Source organism: Protaetiibacter larvae, assembly GCF_008365275.1.
Lineage (GTDB): Bacteria > Actinomycetota > Actinomycetes > Actinomycetales > Microbacteriaceae > Homoserinibacter > Homoserinibacter larvae.
On the sequence record NZ_CP043504.1, the window covers coordinates 1,544,990 to 1,559,889 of the forward strand.

Sequence of the window (14,900 nt, forward strand, 5' to 3'; positions counted from 1 at the left end):
TAGGGTCGCATCGTGGATCTCGTCGGGCTGCTCCTGGTCGCGCTGCTCCTGCAGACGGCGATCGTCGCCCTCCAGGTGGGGGATGCCACCACCGGCTTCGTCGACGCCCGCCGCGTCCGCGACACCGACGACCCCGAGATCATCACGCGCAACAGCGTGCGCGAGCTCACCTGGACGATCGCGGTCACCGCGATCTCGGCCGTGCTGGTGACCTTCGGCGTGGATGCGGCCGCCCGGTCGCTGTTCGAGTTCGACCGTCCGTGGGTGGCGTTCCTGTCGCTCGTGGTGACCGCGCTCGTGGCCTTCGCGATCGGCACCGTGGCCGTGCTCGCGGTGGTGCGCCGCGACCGTCCCACCTACGCCCGCATCCGGCGCGACCTGCGGGACCGGTCCATCCTGCAGCTCGACCAGGACGAGCTGGCGGCGTTCGACGCGCGGCTCGCGGAGGCCGACCGGCTGCGGGTGCGCCGCTCGGCGGCGGGCTCGACCCTCCGGCTGGTGGCGCTGCTCGTGGTGCTGGGCATCGCCGTGCCGTCGGCGATCGGGGCCTTCGCGGAGGGGCTGCCCGGGTTCGCGGTCGGCACCATCATCGCGGGCGCGTTGAGCGTCGCCGCCTTCATCGTGGCGGTGCGGGCGTCGGTGGTCCGCGACGCGGCGGTCGACGCCGTGCGGGAGGCGCAGCGCGCCGAGGTGGTGGCGCTGCTCGAGCGGGCGCGCATCCCGCAGCGCAGGAACACCCCGGGCCTGCGCGACCGGGTCACCCGGGCGCTCGCCATCCTGCGGGAGCAGCAGAAGTAGCCGGCGCCGCGGCCCGCGCTTCGAGCGCGGTGCTGGGTAGGGTGTCGGCATGCCCGACGCGCTCGCCTCGAACCCGTTGCCCGCCTCCGCGCCCGCCGAGGTGCGTGCGCAGACGCTGACCCCACCGCAGCCGGTGCTCGCCGCGGCCGCGCCGGCGCGGCGTGGCCTGCTCGGGTGGGCGATCGCCGGCTTCATCGTCGTGGGGCTCGCGGTGCTCGCGGTGGTCGCCTACCTGCTCATCGCGCTCGGTCCGAGCCTGCTCGTGCTGAGCGGGCTGCTCGCGCTCATCCCGCTGGCGATCGTGCTGTTCGGGGTGCGCTGGATCGACCGCTGGGAGCCGGAGCCGCGCGGTCTGCTGGTGTTCGGCTTCCTGTGGGGGGCCGGGATGTCGGTGGCGCTCGCCCTGCTCGTCGACGTGGGGGTGCAGCTCGCGGTGTACGTGTCGGGCGTCGACGCCTCGGCGGGCGAGGTGCTGGGCGGCGTGCTGCAGGCGCCGGTCGTCGAGGAGTCCGCGAAGGGGCTCGGGGTGCTGCTGATCTTCCTCGCGGCACGCCGTTCCTTCGATGGCCCCGTCGACGGCATCGTGTACGCGGCGGTGGTCGCGGGCGGGTTCGCCTTCACCGAGAACATCCTCTACTTCGCCCAGAGCGTGGCCTATTCGGGGCTCATCTCCACGGATGCCGCCCTCACCGTGTTCATCCGGGGGATCATGTCGCCGTTCGCGCACGTCATGTTCACCTCGGCGACCGGTTTCCTGATCGGCTTGTGGGGGCGGCGGGGCGTCGCGGGCGGCATCGGCGGCTTCTTCGTGGGCCTGATCCCCGCGATGCTGCTGCACGCGGTCTGGAATGCGACCGCGCTGCTCGGGCTCGGCGGCTGGTTCCTCGTGTATCTGGTCGTGCAGGTGCCGTTGTTCGCGGGGGCGATCGTGCTCGTGGTGCGGTTGCGCGCCCAGGAGGCGAAGCTCACCGCTCAGCGGCTCGGCGAGTACGCGGCCGCCGGATGGCTGAGCCCGGGGGAGGTGGCCGCGCTCGGCACTCCCGCGGGACGCCGTCAGGCGCGCGGCTGGGCGCGCGCGAACGGGGTGGGTCCGGCGATGTCGCGCTACATCCGGGATGCGACCCGGTTGGCGTTCACGCGCCAGCGCATCGTGACCGGACGGGACCGGATCGGCGCGCAGCGCGACGAGCAGGAGCTGCTCGCGGCGTTCACCGCTTCGCGTCAGGCCGTGCAGGCGCCGAGCCGGCCCGCCGCCTGACCGCCGGCTGACGCTCATTGCTCAGCGCAGGAAGAGGTACAGGGCGATCCCGCCCACGATGACGAGCCCGAGCACGGCGCGCGCCCACGGGATCGACACCTTCAGCCGTTCGCCCTGCGGCGCCACGAGATTCACCCGCGCGTCGCCGATGCGCTCGTCGACGTAGCGCGCGGTCTGGTCGACCGTCTTCGCGCCGACCGTGTCGACGATGCGCAGCATCCGCTGCATGGTGGCCGGCTCGTGCAACGGCAGCGGGCTCGTCGAGTAGACGAACAGCCACTCGTCGACGATCTCGACGTCGAACGCGCCGGCCTCGTCGATGAGCAGCGCCATCAGGTCGGGGGTGAACACGTAGAGGGCGTCGCGCTCGTACTCGGGCGGGCAGTACAGGGTGAAGTGCTCCTCGAAGTCGCCCTCGAGCGACAGCACCTGGTCGCGGTCGAAGGTGAGCGGCAGATTGCTCGTGCCGAAGAGGTCGTTGCTGCGCGCGTCGAGCACCATGTGCGGCAGCTTGCGATCCAGCTGGAGGGCGAGGAAGCCCCAGCGGTGCGTCGTCCTGCTCTTGCGGGAGCGGGTCGTGTACTGGAAGGTTCCGAGGTCGAGGAAGCGGCCCTGCAGTCGCATGAGGTGGTCGGTCGCGGTGCGGGCGTCGCCGATCCCGAAGATCATCCCGGGGTAGCGCGGGTTGGTGTTGCGCGCCGAGAAGTTCAACCCGTTGGCCGCGGCGAACCGGGACAACCGTGCCACCCTCTCGGCTCGACCGAGGGTCCGTCTCACCACCGCGGCTGCCCAGAACCCGATCACCACGAGGAGGAACGCGCACATGGCGATGACCATGGCCGGGCCCGCAGGGCTGTCGGTCAGGATGCCGGCGAAGACCGCGATCCCCAGGAAGACGAGGGGGAATGCCAACACCGGCACGACCCAGAGCGCGATCCACGGCGAGGGACCGATCGCGGCGCGCAGCTCGGGGCTCTCTCGGCGCCAGTCGCGCAGCTGCGTGCGGCTGATCGGCTCGAGCAGGGCGCTGAAGTCCCAGGCGGTGCGGGAGGGGGTCGGAGGCATGGAGCCATTGAACCCGATGACAGGTCTCACTTAAAGACTCATCGCCCAGTGGCGGGTCGATGACTCCGGCTCTTCTGGGCGATGAGTTGTTCTTCACCCAGGGTGCACCCGGCCCGTGCGCCGCGTCAACCCTTTGGGCGGAGTTGTCAGCCTGTCGTGCAGTGCCCGGGGGTGACCGGGGTGCGCAGGGATGCGACGTCGGCGAGCAGGGGATCCAGCTGCGGCAGGGTGGTCGCGTAGCCGACGTTCGCGTGGTCGGCATTGCGGGCGAACACGAGCCCGACGACGTGCCCGTCGAGGCTCACGAGGGGTCCGCCCGAGTTGCCGGGCTGCACGTCCGCGGCGATCGTCGCCACCTCCCGTGCGTTCGCCTGCTCGCCGTAGATGTCGTCGACACGCTCCGTGGAGATGGCCAGCACCTCGGCGGGGGTGGAGGTGAACGGTCCGCCGTGCGGATAGCCGTCGACGACGCCCGGCGTGCCGATCGCGGCATCCGCGAGGGGCAGGGGAGCGGCGTGCAGGCCCGGCACGGCGATGACGGCGATGTCGAGCTCCGGGTCGAACAGCACCACCTGCCCGTCGAGCACCTCGCCGTCGGGCAGTTCCACGATCGGGTTGTCGACCCCGGCCACGACGTGGGCGTTGGTGAGCACGCGTTCGGGCGCCACGACGAAGCCGCTGCCCGACTGGTTCTGGCCGCAGGCGAACGCGGTGCCGCTGATGCGGGCGACGGAGCCGGCGGCGGCGGCCAGGGCATCCACGGCGATGTCGACCTGCGGGGGCTTCGGGGCGGAGGTGATGCCGCCGAGCGCCTCGTCGATCGTGGGGATGCCCTGCTCGAGGATCGCCGCCCGCACGCGCGCGAGACCCTCGTCGATCGGCGCGGGCGTGAGGCGTTCGATCGTGCCGATCACGACGGATCGCCGCACCGCCTGCGAGAGCACGGGGACGCCCAGTTGGGCGACGCTCCCGGCGACGAGGGTGGCGACGAGGGCGGCCGCCACGAGGTTCGCGATCGCGCCGAGGAGGCGCTCCGCGGTGGTCAGCTCGCGTTCGTGTCTCGGATCGTCCTTCCGCCGTCCGCGCACGGTCCGCGCGATCGTGACCCCCAGGAGGTGCCCTCCGACCAGCAGCACGACCGCGAGCCCGATCGACACGGTGAGGCGCCACTCCGGCGCCGGGATGGCGGCGGCCGCGATCGGCACGGCGAAGAAGGCGGCGACGCCCCCCGCCGCGATGCCGAGGATCGCGGCGAGGCTGCGCAGGATGCCGTTGCGCCATCCCTCGCCGAGGTACACGAGCAGCACCAGCACGAGCAGCACGTCGAGGATCCGGGCTGCGATCATGCCTCCAGTCTCGCTCACGAGACCGCATCCAGCCGTCGTGTTCGGGGGCCTTCCCGCCCGAATAGGCCACCGGATACGACTACTCGTCGTCGACGCGGAGGAGCTTGACGCGTGCCGTGTGCCCGCGGACGATCTCGACGCGAGACGGCGGCACGCCCAGGTGCTCGGCGATCACCCGCTCGACGGCGCTGTTCGCCTTGCCGTCGACGGCGCGTTCGCGCACGTAGACGAGCAGCTCGGCGCCCAGGCCGTCGGGCGCCGTCTCCACGAGCGGACCCTTCGCGCTCCCGGGCTTCACCCGCACCCGCAGTTCCCGCACCCGGCCAGTCTCTCGCGAATGACGCTCACTTGCCGTGGCGCCCCGCGTACCCCCAGAATGGGGGTCATGTCGGTTCTCGCCTCCCCGAGCCGTCTGCCGTTCGGCACGACGACGGAGCGCGTGCGCCGGGGGATCGCGTGCGGTCGGTGCGGGAGGGCATCCGCCGCCGACGAGCCGTTCTGCGCGCACTGCGGTGCGCGCGTCGTGATCCTGGCTCCGGGTCGCCGCCCCGCCGATGTGGCGGCCACCCGGAGCCTGCAGTTCGCCGGCCTGGCGATGCTCGCCAACAGCATCGTGGGCAGCGCGGCGTTCGCGGTGGTGTTCCTCGTGTCGGATGCGGCGCGCCTCAACGAGGCGGCGCTGTTCCTGCAGGGGGTGACGCTGCTCGTGGTCGGCGTGCTCTCGGCGGCGGCGATCCGCTTCGGCATCCGCGGGCTGCGCAACACGGCCGACGGTCGCCTGCGCCGGCGCGGCTGGGCGGTCACCGGGATCGTGGTGGCCGGTGGTCTCGTGATGCTCGTCGCGATGTCGTTCGCGGCCGTGCTCGTGCTGCTCGTGCTCCGCTGAGCCTGTGCGCCGCCTCTGCTAGAGTAGGCAGGTTGCCGTCCAACGGCCGCGGATCAAGAGAGCCCTCGCAGCAGGCGATGGGCACCGCGCAACGAGAGAAAGGGGATCCCCTCTATGGCACTGGATGCAGAGACCAAGAAGGCGATCATCGACGAGTACGCGACCGCCCCCGGAGACACCGGATCCCCCGAGGTGCAGGTTGCCATCCTCACCAAGCGGATCAAGGACCTCACCGAGCACCTCAAGGAGCACAAGCACGACCACCACTCGCGTCGTGGCCTCCTGCTGCTCGTGGGACAGCGTCGCCGTCTCCTCGGCTACCTCCAGGACGTCGACATCGAGCGTTACCGCTCGCTGATCGAGCGCCTCGGGCTTCGCCGCTAAGCGATCGACAACGCGAACTTCTTCCTCGAAGGCCGTCACCGCAAGGTGGCGGCCTTCGTCGTTCCCCCGGGGCGGGGCTCCGCGAGCCCGTGAGGATCGAACGTGCGTTCGCGCCCCCTTGAGGGGCACCCCTGTTGGGGGATGCTCGTGCCGGTCCACCCGGCGCACACTCGGGGCATGGACGAATGCCGTCACGGATTGCTGGCAGCGGTGTGCGCTGTCTGCTGCCGTGCCGCGGAGCACGTCGACGCCGACCCGATGGCGCCGTCGACGGGCGAGGCCGCCCCTCGCGAACTCGCGGTTGCGGGCGGCGCTACGGCGCGGCGATCCGGGTGAGCGCGTCGATCAGCCCGGTCGGGGGAGCCTCGTACAGGTAGCGGTGCAGGATGAACCCCTCCGCGGCCGCGAACAGCTCGGTGGCGACGGCGTCCGCGGGCAGATCGGTGCGCACCAGGCCCTTCTGGGCGAGTTCCTGCACGAAGGTGGTGAGCTCGTCGATCCAGCCGCGGTAGAAGGCGGCGACACCGGCGTGGCGTTCCGGTGACGAGCGGATGGCGAGCTCGTAGTCGGCGAGCGGCAGCACCCACGCCCCGCCGTCGGGCTCGACTTCCTCGAAGTACGCGAAGATCCGGGTGAACGCCGCCTCGAGCGAGGTCACCTCGGGGTCGCGGGCGATGAGCCACCATTCGCCGCGGTAGCGGGCCCGCTCGCGTTGGAGTTCGAGGAAGAACTCCTCCTTGTTGGCGAAGTGGAAGTAGAACGCCCCGCGCGTGAGATCGCTGCCGCTGACGATGTCTTCGACGGTCGTCGCGGAGAAGCCGTGGACGCGGATCCGCTCGATTCCCAGCCGCAGCAGTTCGCGCCGGGTGGCCTCTCGGCGGACGGCGAACTTGCTTCGCGCGTCCGAGTCGACCACCGCCATGCGGGCCAGGCTAGCAGCCGCATCGCTGGCCCCCCTTCTGGGGGCCGCCGGCTCGTAATTACATGCATTCATGAATGTATTCTTCGGCTATGGCCCTCGCGCGCACCCTCCTGACCGGTGCCGCGGTGCTGGCACTCGCCGTGGCCGGCATCGTGATCCCGAGCGAGCCGGCCCACGCCAACGTCGTCTGCCTGGGCAACGGCACCACGGCGCCCACCATCACAGCGCCGGCGACCGCCCTCGAGGGAAACGCCGGCGACACCAACCGGCTGTGGGAGCTCGTCGTCTCGTGCGGGCCGACCACGGATCCGGTCGGTTCGGCGTGGGAGCTCGCGTGGGACTCGGTCGCGCCCCTGCCCCTCGGCATGTCGTTCGACGGACAGAACAACCACCAGCTCCGCGGAATCCCGCAGCAGGTCGGGGTGCACACCATCACCATCCGTGTCGTCGCGACCAACGGGTTCGACGCCGAGAACCCGGTGACGCTCACCCGGACCATCGCGATCACCGCCCGGCCCCGGATGACCTCGACGTCCATCCCGCCCGCCACCGTCGGGGCGTCCTACGAGGCGCGCTTCAACGGGTATGCCAGCGGCGTGACCGCGGTCGGCGCATTGCCGCCCGGCCTCACCATGGGACCCAGCGGCGTGGTGAGCGGGATGCCGGAGTACGCGCCCGGCTCCGGGGCCTCCGCGAGTTACGCCTTCCGCGCCGCCGTCGACGGAGTCACCGCGAGCAACGCGCCGTTCACGATCAACGTCGCGTCATCCACCCCGGTGATCAGCACCGACTCGCTCGCCGCGGGCTGGACGGGTCTGGGGTACGACCAGCTGCTCACCGCCCCCTTCGGGGCCGACTGGACGGCGTCCGGACTGCCCGCCGGGCTCGCGGTGTCCGGTGACCGCATCACGGGAACGCCGACGCAGTCCGGCACCTTCAGCGTCGTCGTCACGGCCTCTCGCGGAACCGCGCACTCCGTCTCGCGGACGCTCGAACTGCACATCGGCGAGAGCGCGGCGCTCGGCGACGTGACGCTCCCGCGCGCGGTGCGCGGCGTCGCGTACGATCACGCGCTGTCCATCCTCGGCGACGATGTGGTGTTCACGGGCGGCAGCGACGCTCCCGGGCTGGTCGTCGCCGAGGGGCGGATCTCGGGCACGCCCACCGCGGCGGGCGGCTTCGAGGTGACGGCCGTGGTCGAGAATGCGGGAGCGCGTGTCGAGCGCGTTCTCGAGCTCATCGTGAGCGACCCCGGATACACCGTCTCGGAGGTCGCGGCGTCGCCGGATCAACTGCTCGCCTTCGGTGCGGCGGGGTTGCCTGCGGGCGACGGGTTCGACGTGACGCTCGGCGGCGAACGGGTGCTCACGGGCGTGACGGCGAGCGTCGAGGGCACGGTCGATCGCGTCTTTGCGGTCCCGCGCCTGGCGCCCGGCGTCTACCGGGTGGAGACGGTGGGCGCCGCGGTGCCCGGATCGCTCGAGCTCACCGTGCTGCCCGTGCTGGACACCGCCCTCCCGCAGCTGCACTACGGCCGCGGGTACGCGGGACGGATCGACTCCCGCTACGGAGGGGCGGTCGCGGTCGCCGCAGGCTCCACGCTTCCCCCGGGGCTGACACTGCACCCGGATGGCGCCCTCGAGGGCACCGCGGGCTACGACGGCGTGAGCCCGGCGGCCGAGACCCGCTCGATCCCGATCACCGTGAACGGTGTCGCCGCGGGCTCGGTTCTCCTCCCGCTCGTGCTGGATGCGCCGACGCTCGATGCGGACGAGCCGCCCCGCGCGGTCGTCGATGCGCCCTACGTCTTCGCCATCCCGGCGCGCGGCCAGCAGGTGGACGTGACGGTGGCCGGGGAGCTTCCCGAGGGACTGGAGCTCATCGACAGTGAACTCGTCGGCATCCCCGTCGAGCCGGGCGAGTTCGCCCTCACCGTGACCGCGGAGAATCGGGCGGGACGGGTGGTGCGCGACGTCCTCCTGGTGGTGACGCGACCGACGGTGACCGTCTCGACGGGTTCGATCGCGCCCGGTGCCCGGCTGGACGTGCACGGCGAGGGCTTCGCGGCGGATGCCGAGGTCGCGATCTGGGTGCATTCGGACCCGGTGCTCCTGAGCCGCGTGACGAGCGACCCGGATGGCCGCATCCGGGCGACCGTGGCGATCCCGGGCTCGCTGCCGCCCGGGCTGCACCGGATCGAGGTGCGCACCTCCACCGGAAGCTATTGGGCGGAGCTGACGATCGTGGGCGGTCTGGCTCGCACCGGTGCGGAACCCGTCGCCCTGCTCGCGATGGCGGCGGCGCTCATCGGCGGCGGCGTGCTGCTGCGCCGCGGGGGATGGCGGCTCCGACGCGCGGGGGCGCGCTGAACCCGCTCTAGGATCGCCGCATGGCCCTTTTCCGTCGGCGTGGCGTCGACCCGACCCTGCCCCGCGATGACCGCGGTTTCGGCAGCTTCGACGACTACGTCTACAACCTGCAGCCGAGGAGCAAGCGCGTCACCATGGTGCTCGCGAACTCGAACCCCTACCAGGACGAGTTGCGCGAGATCGCGGCATCCGGGTCGACCGAGCTGGAGACCGCGATGTCGCCGCGCTCGATCGAGGCGGAGCGGGTGGATGCGCCGATCGAGGTGCGGCTCTTCACGGGCCGCCGGGTGAGCGGGGTGGTGGGCAGCATCCCGCGCGGTCTCGAGTCGGTCATCGACGAGGCCCTGCGTCGGCTCGACGACAAGGGCGTGAAGGCGCGTATCCCGGCGCGCGTGGAGAAGAAGCGCGAGGGCTACCGTGTCGTGCTGCTGATGGGCGCGCTGAAGTAGCGGCTACTCGGCTTCGGCGAGTTCGCCCTGCGTCTGGGCGATCTGGGCGCGCACCTCATCCATGTCGAGTGCGCGGATCTGGCCGATGAGGTCTTCGAGCACGTGCCCGGGCAGCGCACCGGCCTGCGCGAACACGCCGATGCCGTCGCGGAACGCCATGAGCGTCGGGATGGAGCGGATGTTGAGGGCGGCCGAGAGCGCCTGCTGCGCATCGGTGTCGACTTTGGCGAAGGTGATGTCGGTGTGCTTCTCACTCGCCGCGTCGAAGACGGGGCCGAAGGCGCGGCACGGTCCGCACCAGGCCGCCCAGAAGTCGACGAGCACGATGTCGCCCTCGAGAACGGTGGATTCGAAGGTCTGCTCGGTGAGGTCGACGGTCGCCATGCGTCCAGGCTACGGGAGCCGCCGGCACCGCGCTGACGCGCGGGAATACTCTCGGCGGGCATCCGGTTTCATGGGATATCAATGCAAATGCATAGAAGCCGCGAGGAAACGGAACCCACCATGAGCCAGATGCAGTTCGGCCTCTTCACCGTCAGCGACGTGACCGAGGACCCGACCACCCATCGCACGCCGAGCGAGGCGGAGCGCATCCAGGATGTGCTCACGATCGCCCAGCACGCCGAGGAGGTGGGCCTCGACGTCTTCGCCCTCGGCGAGCACCACAACCCGCCGTTCTTCTCCTCCTCGCCCACCACGACGCTCGCCTACATCGCCGCCAAGACCGAGAACCTCATCCTCTCGACCTCGACCACGCTCATCACGACCAACGACCCGGTGAAGATCGCCGAGGACTTCGCGATGCTCCAGCACGTGGCAGGTGGCCGCGTCGACGTCATGCTCGGGCGCGGCAACACCGGCCCCGTCTACCCGTGGTTCGGCCAGGACATCCGTCAGGGCATCCCGCTCGCGATCGAGAACTACAACCTGCTGCACCGGCTGTGGCGCGAGGACTTCGTCGACTGGCAGGGCGAGTTCCGCATGCCCCTGCAGGGCTTCCAGTCCACCCCGCGGCCCCTCGACGGCACCCCGCCGTTCGTCTGGCACGGCTCCATCCGCAGCCCCGAGATCGCCGAGCAGGCCGCCTACTACGGCGACGGCTTCTTCGCGAACAACATCTTCTGGCCCAAGGAGCACTACCAGCGCCTCATCGAGTACTACCGCCGTCGCTTCGAGTTCTACGGCCACGGCACGGCGGCGCAGGCGATCGTCGGGCTCGGCGGCCAGGTGTTCATGAACGCCAACTCGCAGGACGCGGTGCGGCAGTTCCGCCCGTACTTCGACAACGCGCCCGTGTACGGCCACGGACCGAGCCTCGAGGAGTTCACGGAGATGACCCCGCTCACCGTGGGAAGCCCGCAGCAGGTCATCGACCGCTACGCGGCCATGCGCGACCACTTCGGCGACTACCAGCGCCAGCTGTTCCTCGTCGACCACGCGGGCCTGCCGCTCAAGACCGTGCTCGAGCAGATCGACATCCTCGGCGGCGAGGTCGTGCCACAGCTCCGCAAGGAGCTCGCGCAGAACCGCCCGGCCGAGGTGCCCGACGCGCCCACGCATGCCGCGCGGGTCGCCGCGAACGCGCGCGGCGAGCTGCCGGTCGCCGGCGGCACCCTCGAGCGCGAGGCGACCGCGACCGCATCCACCGCATCCACCGCATCCACCGGCTCGGCCTTCGGCCCCGCCGCCACGAAGGGCAACTGATCATGACCGCACGTCGCATCGCCGTCGTCACCGCGGGGCTGTCGAACCCCTCGACGACGCGCCTGCTCGCCGACCGTCTCGCCGACGCCGCCACCCGCGGCCTCGTCGAGGCGGGGGAGAGCGTCGAGGTGGACGTCTTCGAGCTGCGCGACTACGCGCACGACGTGACCAACAACCTGCTCACCGGTTTCGCGCCCCCCGCGCTCGCCTCGATGATCGACGCGGTGACGAGTGCCGACGGCCTCATCGTCGTGACGCCGATCTTCTCCACGAGCTACTCGGGGCTGTTCAAGTCGTTCATCGACGTGATCGACCCGGACGCCCTCACCGGCATGCCGGTGCTGATCGGCGCCAACGCGGGAACCGCGCGGCACTCGCTCGCGATCGACTACGCGATCCGTCCGCTGTTCGCCTACCTGCACGCCGAGGCGATCTCGACGGGCGTGTTCGCCGCATCCAGCGACTGGGGCGGCACGGAGGATGGCGCCGCGCAGCTCGCGAGCCGCATCGACCGCGCCGGTCGCGAGTTCGCGGCCGCGGTCGCCCGCCGTGAGCGGAAAGCCGCCGTGGACCTTTGGGATCCGGCGTCCTTCCTGGGTGAGGGCCGATCCTTCGGGCACCTGCTGGGGGGTCTCGCCGGCGAGTAGCCCCCGCGAACTCATGGCGCGGCTGGAGCTACGACCGCGCGGCGGGGGCGTTTCTCCCGCCCGCGGGGCGCGGCTCCAGCCGCGCCATGACACCCGGGGCGGGTCAGCCGGACTTGCGCCGGAACTCGCGGCGCTGCTCGGCGCGGCCATGCGACTCGTGCACCGAGCCGTCGCCGTCCAGGTGGCCGGGTCGATCCTGCGCCTGCTGCTTCTTGCGCTCGAGCGCCTCACGGAACTTGCGCTTGGTGTCCTCGGATGCGGCGCCGGGCTTCTCGTCGGAACTCATGTCCCCATGATAGGCGGCGCGGCGGCCCACGAGCAGGTCGATCGCGATGCCCGTGACGACCGCGACCGGGATCGAGATCACGATCGCGAGCCACGGGGTCGAGGCGAACAGGGCGCCGAAGAGCGCGCCGATCGCCACGTTGTAACAGGCCCAGGCGCTGCCCGCGAGTGCCGAGAGGGGAAGGAATCGCCGCCACGGCAGCCGAACCGCGCCGATCGTCAGGTTCACGGCGATCCGCGCGAACGGGATGTAACGAGCCGTGAACACCAGGGTCGCGGGCCGGCCCAGCACCAGCCTTCTGGCTCGCACGATCCCGCGCGCGATGCGTCCGCGGCGCTGCCACGCCCAGCGTTCGGTGCCGACCCCGCGCCCGATCGCGACGCACAGCGTGTCGCCCAGCACGGCCCCCGCCGCGGCGATCGGGACGACGAGCCACAGCGAGGGCTGCCCGGTCGAGGCGGCGAGCGCCCCGAGCGCCACCACGAGCGTCTCGCTCGGCAGCACCACCAGGAAGGCGTCGCCCACCACGAGCGCGAACAGCACGAGCAGCAGCCAGGGCGAGCCGGCGACCGCGTCGAGCCAGGCGGCGTCCATCCGTCCCTTGTACCGCCCACGGGTGAACGGCAGACGTCCCGGAGGCGACCGGATGACCCTGCGGAGATCGGGGCGTGACCCGGATGCGACGGACGCGTGAATCCTCGGCGACGAAGCCGCGTTCCGGCGGCGGCGGCGGGTCGGCGACCCCGATCCTGGGCGCGTGAGAGTCGCGCTGATCGCAGAGTCGTTCCTGCCGCACATGAACGGCGTCACGCATTCCCTGCTCCAGGTGATCCGTCACCTGGAGCGCGCCGGCCACCAGACGCTCGTCATCGCCCCGCGCGCCGGTCGTGCCCGCCCCGAGGTGCAGGGGGCCGAACTCGCCCTGCTGCGCTCCGTCCCGCTGCCCGGGTATCCCGAGGTGCGGATTGTGGTCGCGCACACCGCGCGACTGACCGCGATCCTGCGCGACTTCGCCCCGGATGTCGTGCATCTCGCGTCGCCCTTCGTGCTCGGCTGGCAGGCGCTGCGCGCCGCCGAGCGGCTCGGGATCCCGACGGTGGCCGTCTATCAGACCGACATCCCCGCCTACGCGCGTCGCTACGGGATACCGGGCGCCGAGGCCGAGCTTGGCCGTCATGTCGCGCGCCTGCACGGTCGTGCCACGCTCACCCTCGCTCCCTCGACCTCCGCCTCCGACGACCTCGCCGTCCTCGGCGTGCCGCGGGTGCGGCGCTGGGCGCGCGGGGTGGATGCCGAGCGCTTCCACCCCGCACGGCGCTCCGAGGTGCGGCGCGCCCAGCTCGCCCCGAACGGCGAGGTGCTCGTCGGCTATGTGGGCCGCCTCGCGCCCGAGAAGCAGGTGGAGGATCTCGCCGCGCTCGCCGGGCTGCCGGGCGTCCGTCTCGTGGTGATCGGCGACGGCCCGGATCGTGCGCGGCTCGAGGCGCTGCTCCCGGACGCCGTCTTCCTCGGCTTCCGTTCGGGCGACGAGCTCGCCGACGATGTCGCGAGTCTCGACCTCTTCGTGCACCCGGGCGAGAGCGAGACCTTCTGCCAGACGGTGCAGGAGGCGCTCGCGAGCGGGGTGCCGGTGGTGGCGACCGGTCGCGGCGGCCCCCGCGACCTCGTCGACAACGGACGCACCGGGTGGCTGTACCGGCCCGGCGACCTCGCCGAGCTGCGATCCCGTGTCGCGGATCTCGCCGGCGACAACGCGAAGCGGCGCGCCTTCGCGACGGCGGCCCGCGCCGCCGTCGAAGGCCGCAGCTGGTCGGCCTTGTGCGACGAACTGCTGGGGCACTACCGGGCCGCGATGGTGCTCCACACCGTGCGCGCCGACCCGCGCCCCGACCCGCGCGCCGTCGCCGTCGAACGACGCCCGAGCCCGCCGACGGCTCCCGCGCCCGCCTGGCGCCCCCGGCGGTTCGCCGCCCTCGGCGACTCCCTCACCGAGGGGCTGTGCGACACCTCGCGCCAGGCGCCCGGCGTGTACCGCGGGTGGACCGACCGACTGGCCCTGCTGCTCGCCCACGCCGACGGGCGCACGGCGCCGTTGCACTACGGCAATCTCGCCGTGCGCAGCAGGCGCGTCCAGGACGTCGTGGACGTGCAGCTGCCGCGGGCGATCGAGCTGGGCGCCGACTTCGTCACGGTGCTCATCGGCGCCAACGATCTCGTGCGCGTCGGCGCACCCACCACACGGCTTGCCGAGCAGCTCGCCGACGGCATCGACCGACTCCGGTCCTCCGGCGCCGAGGTGCTCGTGCTCGCCCCGTTCGCCCCGCCGCGCGTATACCTGCGGGCCCTGCACGATCGCACCCTCGTCTTCGCGCGCGAGTTGCGGCGGCGTGCCCGCGAGTCGGGGGCGATGTTCCTCGACCCGGCGGCGGCGATCGACCTCGCCGACCCGCGCCTCTGGGCGGGGGACCGCGTGCACCTGAGCTCGCGCGGGCACCGCATGCTGTCCTACGCGGCGGCCGAGGCGCTGGGCCTGGAGGGGGCCGTCGAGCTCGGCGCCCTCGAGACGGCGATGCACGACGAGGAGCTCTCGCCCGACGACGAGCCGCTCTCGCACGCCCGGTGGCTGTGGACGCACGTGCGCCCCTGGGCTGCCCGCCGCATCCGGGGCAGGACCGCGGGCGACGGGCTGCTGGCCAAGCACGACGAGCTCGTGCCGATCCTGCCCGCGGCCCGACCGGGCGTGCGGGTACCGCAACGCTGAGTGCCGCTCGTGTGAGGATGGCGGG

The 14,900-nt window shown here is 72.0% G+C and carries 15 protein-coding genes; 9 read left to right on the forward strand and 6 right to left on the reverse strand.

The annotated features are described in order from the left end of the window. The first annotated feature begins 12 nt into the window (after nucleotides 1-12). Nucleotides 13-798 carry a hypothetical protein gene (locus FLP23_RS07305; RefSeq protein WP_149325249.1) on the forward strand — a complete coding sequence of 262 codons (786 nt, stop codon included), beginning with the start codon at nucleotides 13-15 and terminating at the stop codon, nucleotides 796-798. 49 nt (nucleotides 799-847) lie between these two features. Continuing rightward, nucleotides 848-2,056: a PrsW family intramembrane metalloprotease gene (locus FLP23_RS07310; protein WP_149325250.1), complete on the forward strand. Its 1,209-nt coding sequence runs from the start codon at nucleotides 848-850 to the stop codon at nucleotides 2,054-2,056. 21 nt (nucleotides 2,057-2,077) lie between these two features. Here FLP23_RS07310 and FLP23_RS07315 read toward each other — a convergent pair whose 3' ends face one another. From FLP23_RS07315 to FLP23_RS07325, 3 genes are all read right to left on the reverse strand, one after another. After that, the gene (locus FLP23_RS07315) at nucleotides 2,078-3,121 is read right to left on the reverse strand and encodes a hypothetical protein (RefSeq protein ID WP_149325251.1); all 1,044 of its coding nucleotides are present in this window, start codon (nucleotides 3,119-3,121) and stop codon (nucleotides 2,078-2,080) included. A 146-nt stretch (nucleotides 3,122-3,267) separates the two neighbouring features. After that, nucleotides 3,268-4,467: a MarP family serine protease gene (locus FLP23_RS07320; RefSeq protein WP_149325252.1), complete on the reverse strand. Its 1,200-nt coding sequence runs from the start codon at nucleotides 4,465-4,467 to the stop codon at nucleotides 3,268-3,270. Nucleotides 4,468-4,546: 79 nt separating this feature from the next. Continuing rightward, nucleotides 4,547-4,786: a DUF167 domain-containing protein gene (locus FLP23_RS07325; protein ID WP_149325253.1), complete on the reverse strand. Its 240-nt coding sequence runs from the start codon at nucleotides 4,784-4,786 to the stop codon at nucleotides 4,547-4,549. A gap of 66 nt (nucleotides 4,787-4,852) precedes the next feature. Between FLP23_RS07325 and FLP23_RS07330 the strand changes: the two genes are divergently transcribed. Further along, nucleotides 4,853-5,353, forward strand: coding sequence for a hypothetical protein (locus tag FLP23_RS07330; RefSeq protein ID WP_149325254.1), 501 nt, complete (start codon nucleotides 4,853-4,855; stop codon nucleotides 5,351-5,353). 114 nt (nucleotides 5,354-5,467) lie between these two features. Continuing rightward, on the forward strand, nucleotides 5,468-5,737 hold the full coding sequence (gene rpsO, locus FLP23_RS07335) for a 30S ribosomal protein S15 (protein WP_130489350.1): 270 nt from the start codon (nucleotides 5,468-5,470) through the stop codon (nucleotides 5,735-5,737). 313 nt (nucleotides 5,738-6,050) lie between these two features. On the opposite strand, the gene FLP23_RS07340 is transcribed toward rpsO, so the two are convergent. Beyond that, complete coding sequence (locus FLP23_RS07340) at nucleotides 6,051-6,659, reverse strand: TetR/AcrR family transcriptional regulator (protein ID WP_168200403.1); 609 nt, start codon at nucleotides 6,657-6,659, stop codon at nucleotides 6,051-6,053. Nucleotides 6,660-6,748: 89 nt separating this feature from the next. Between FLP23_RS07340 and FLP23_RS07345 the strand changes: the two genes are divergently transcribed. Continuing rightward, nucleotides 6,749-9,028 (forward strand): putative Ig domain-containing protein, encoded by a 2,280-nt coding sequence (locus tag FLP23_RS07345; protein WP_149325256.1) that lies wholly within the window; start codon nucleotides 6,749-6,751, stop codon nucleotides 9,026-9,028. 20 nt (nucleotides 9,029-9,048) lie between these two features. Next, on the forward strand, nucleotides 9,049-9,477 hold the full coding sequence (locus tag FLP23_RS07350; protein WP_149325257.1) for a hypothetical protein: 429 nt from the start codon (nucleotides 9,049-9,051) through the stop codon (nucleotides 9,475-9,477). Nucleotides 9,478-9,480: 3 nt separating this feature from the next. Here the strand turns inward: FLP23_RS07350 and trxA are convergent, their stop codons facing one another. Continuing rightward, complete coding sequence (gene trxA / locus FLP23_RS07355) at nucleotides 9,481-9,861, reverse strand: thioredoxin (protein WP_149325258.1); 381 nt, start codon at nucleotides 9,859-9,861, stop codon at nucleotides 9,481-9,483. 129 nt (nucleotides 9,862-9,990) lie between these two features. Here trxA and FLP23_RS07360 point away from each other — a divergent pair, with 129 nt between their 5' ends. Then, on the forward strand, nucleotides 9,991-11,181 hold the full coding sequence (locus tag FLP23_RS07360) for an LLM class flavin-dependent oxidoreductase (RefSeq protein WP_149326236.1): 1,191 nt from the start codon (nucleotides 9,991-9,993) through the stop codon (nucleotides 11,179-11,181). A gap of 2 nt (nucleotides 11,182-11,183) precedes the next feature. Continuing rightward, a complete protein-coding gene (locus FLP23_RS07365) occupies nucleotides 11,184-11,828 on the forward strand; it encodes an FMN reductase (RefSeq protein ID WP_149325259.1) in 645 nt (214 codons plus the stop codon). Nucleotides 11,829-11,931: 103 nt separating this feature from the next. On the opposite strand, the gene FLP23_RS07370 is transcribed toward FLP23_RS07365, so the two are convergent. Next, complete coding sequence (locus FLP23_RS07370) at nucleotides 11,932-12,708, reverse strand: DUF5302 family protein (RefSeq protein WP_149325260.1); 777 nt, start codon at nucleotides 12,706-12,708, stop codon at nucleotides 11,932-11,934. A 163-nt stretch (nucleotides 12,709-12,871) separates the two neighbouring features. Here FLP23_RS07370 and FLP23_RS12580 point away from each other — a divergent pair, with 163 nt between their 5' ends. Continuing rightward, nucleotides 12,872-14,875, forward strand: a complete 2,004-nt coding sequence (locus tag FLP23_RS12580) for a glycosyltransferase (RefSeq protein WP_149325261.1) — start codon at nucleotides 12,872-12,874, stop codon at nucleotides 14,873-14,875. Nucleotides 14,876-14,900 lie beyond the last annotated feature (25 nt).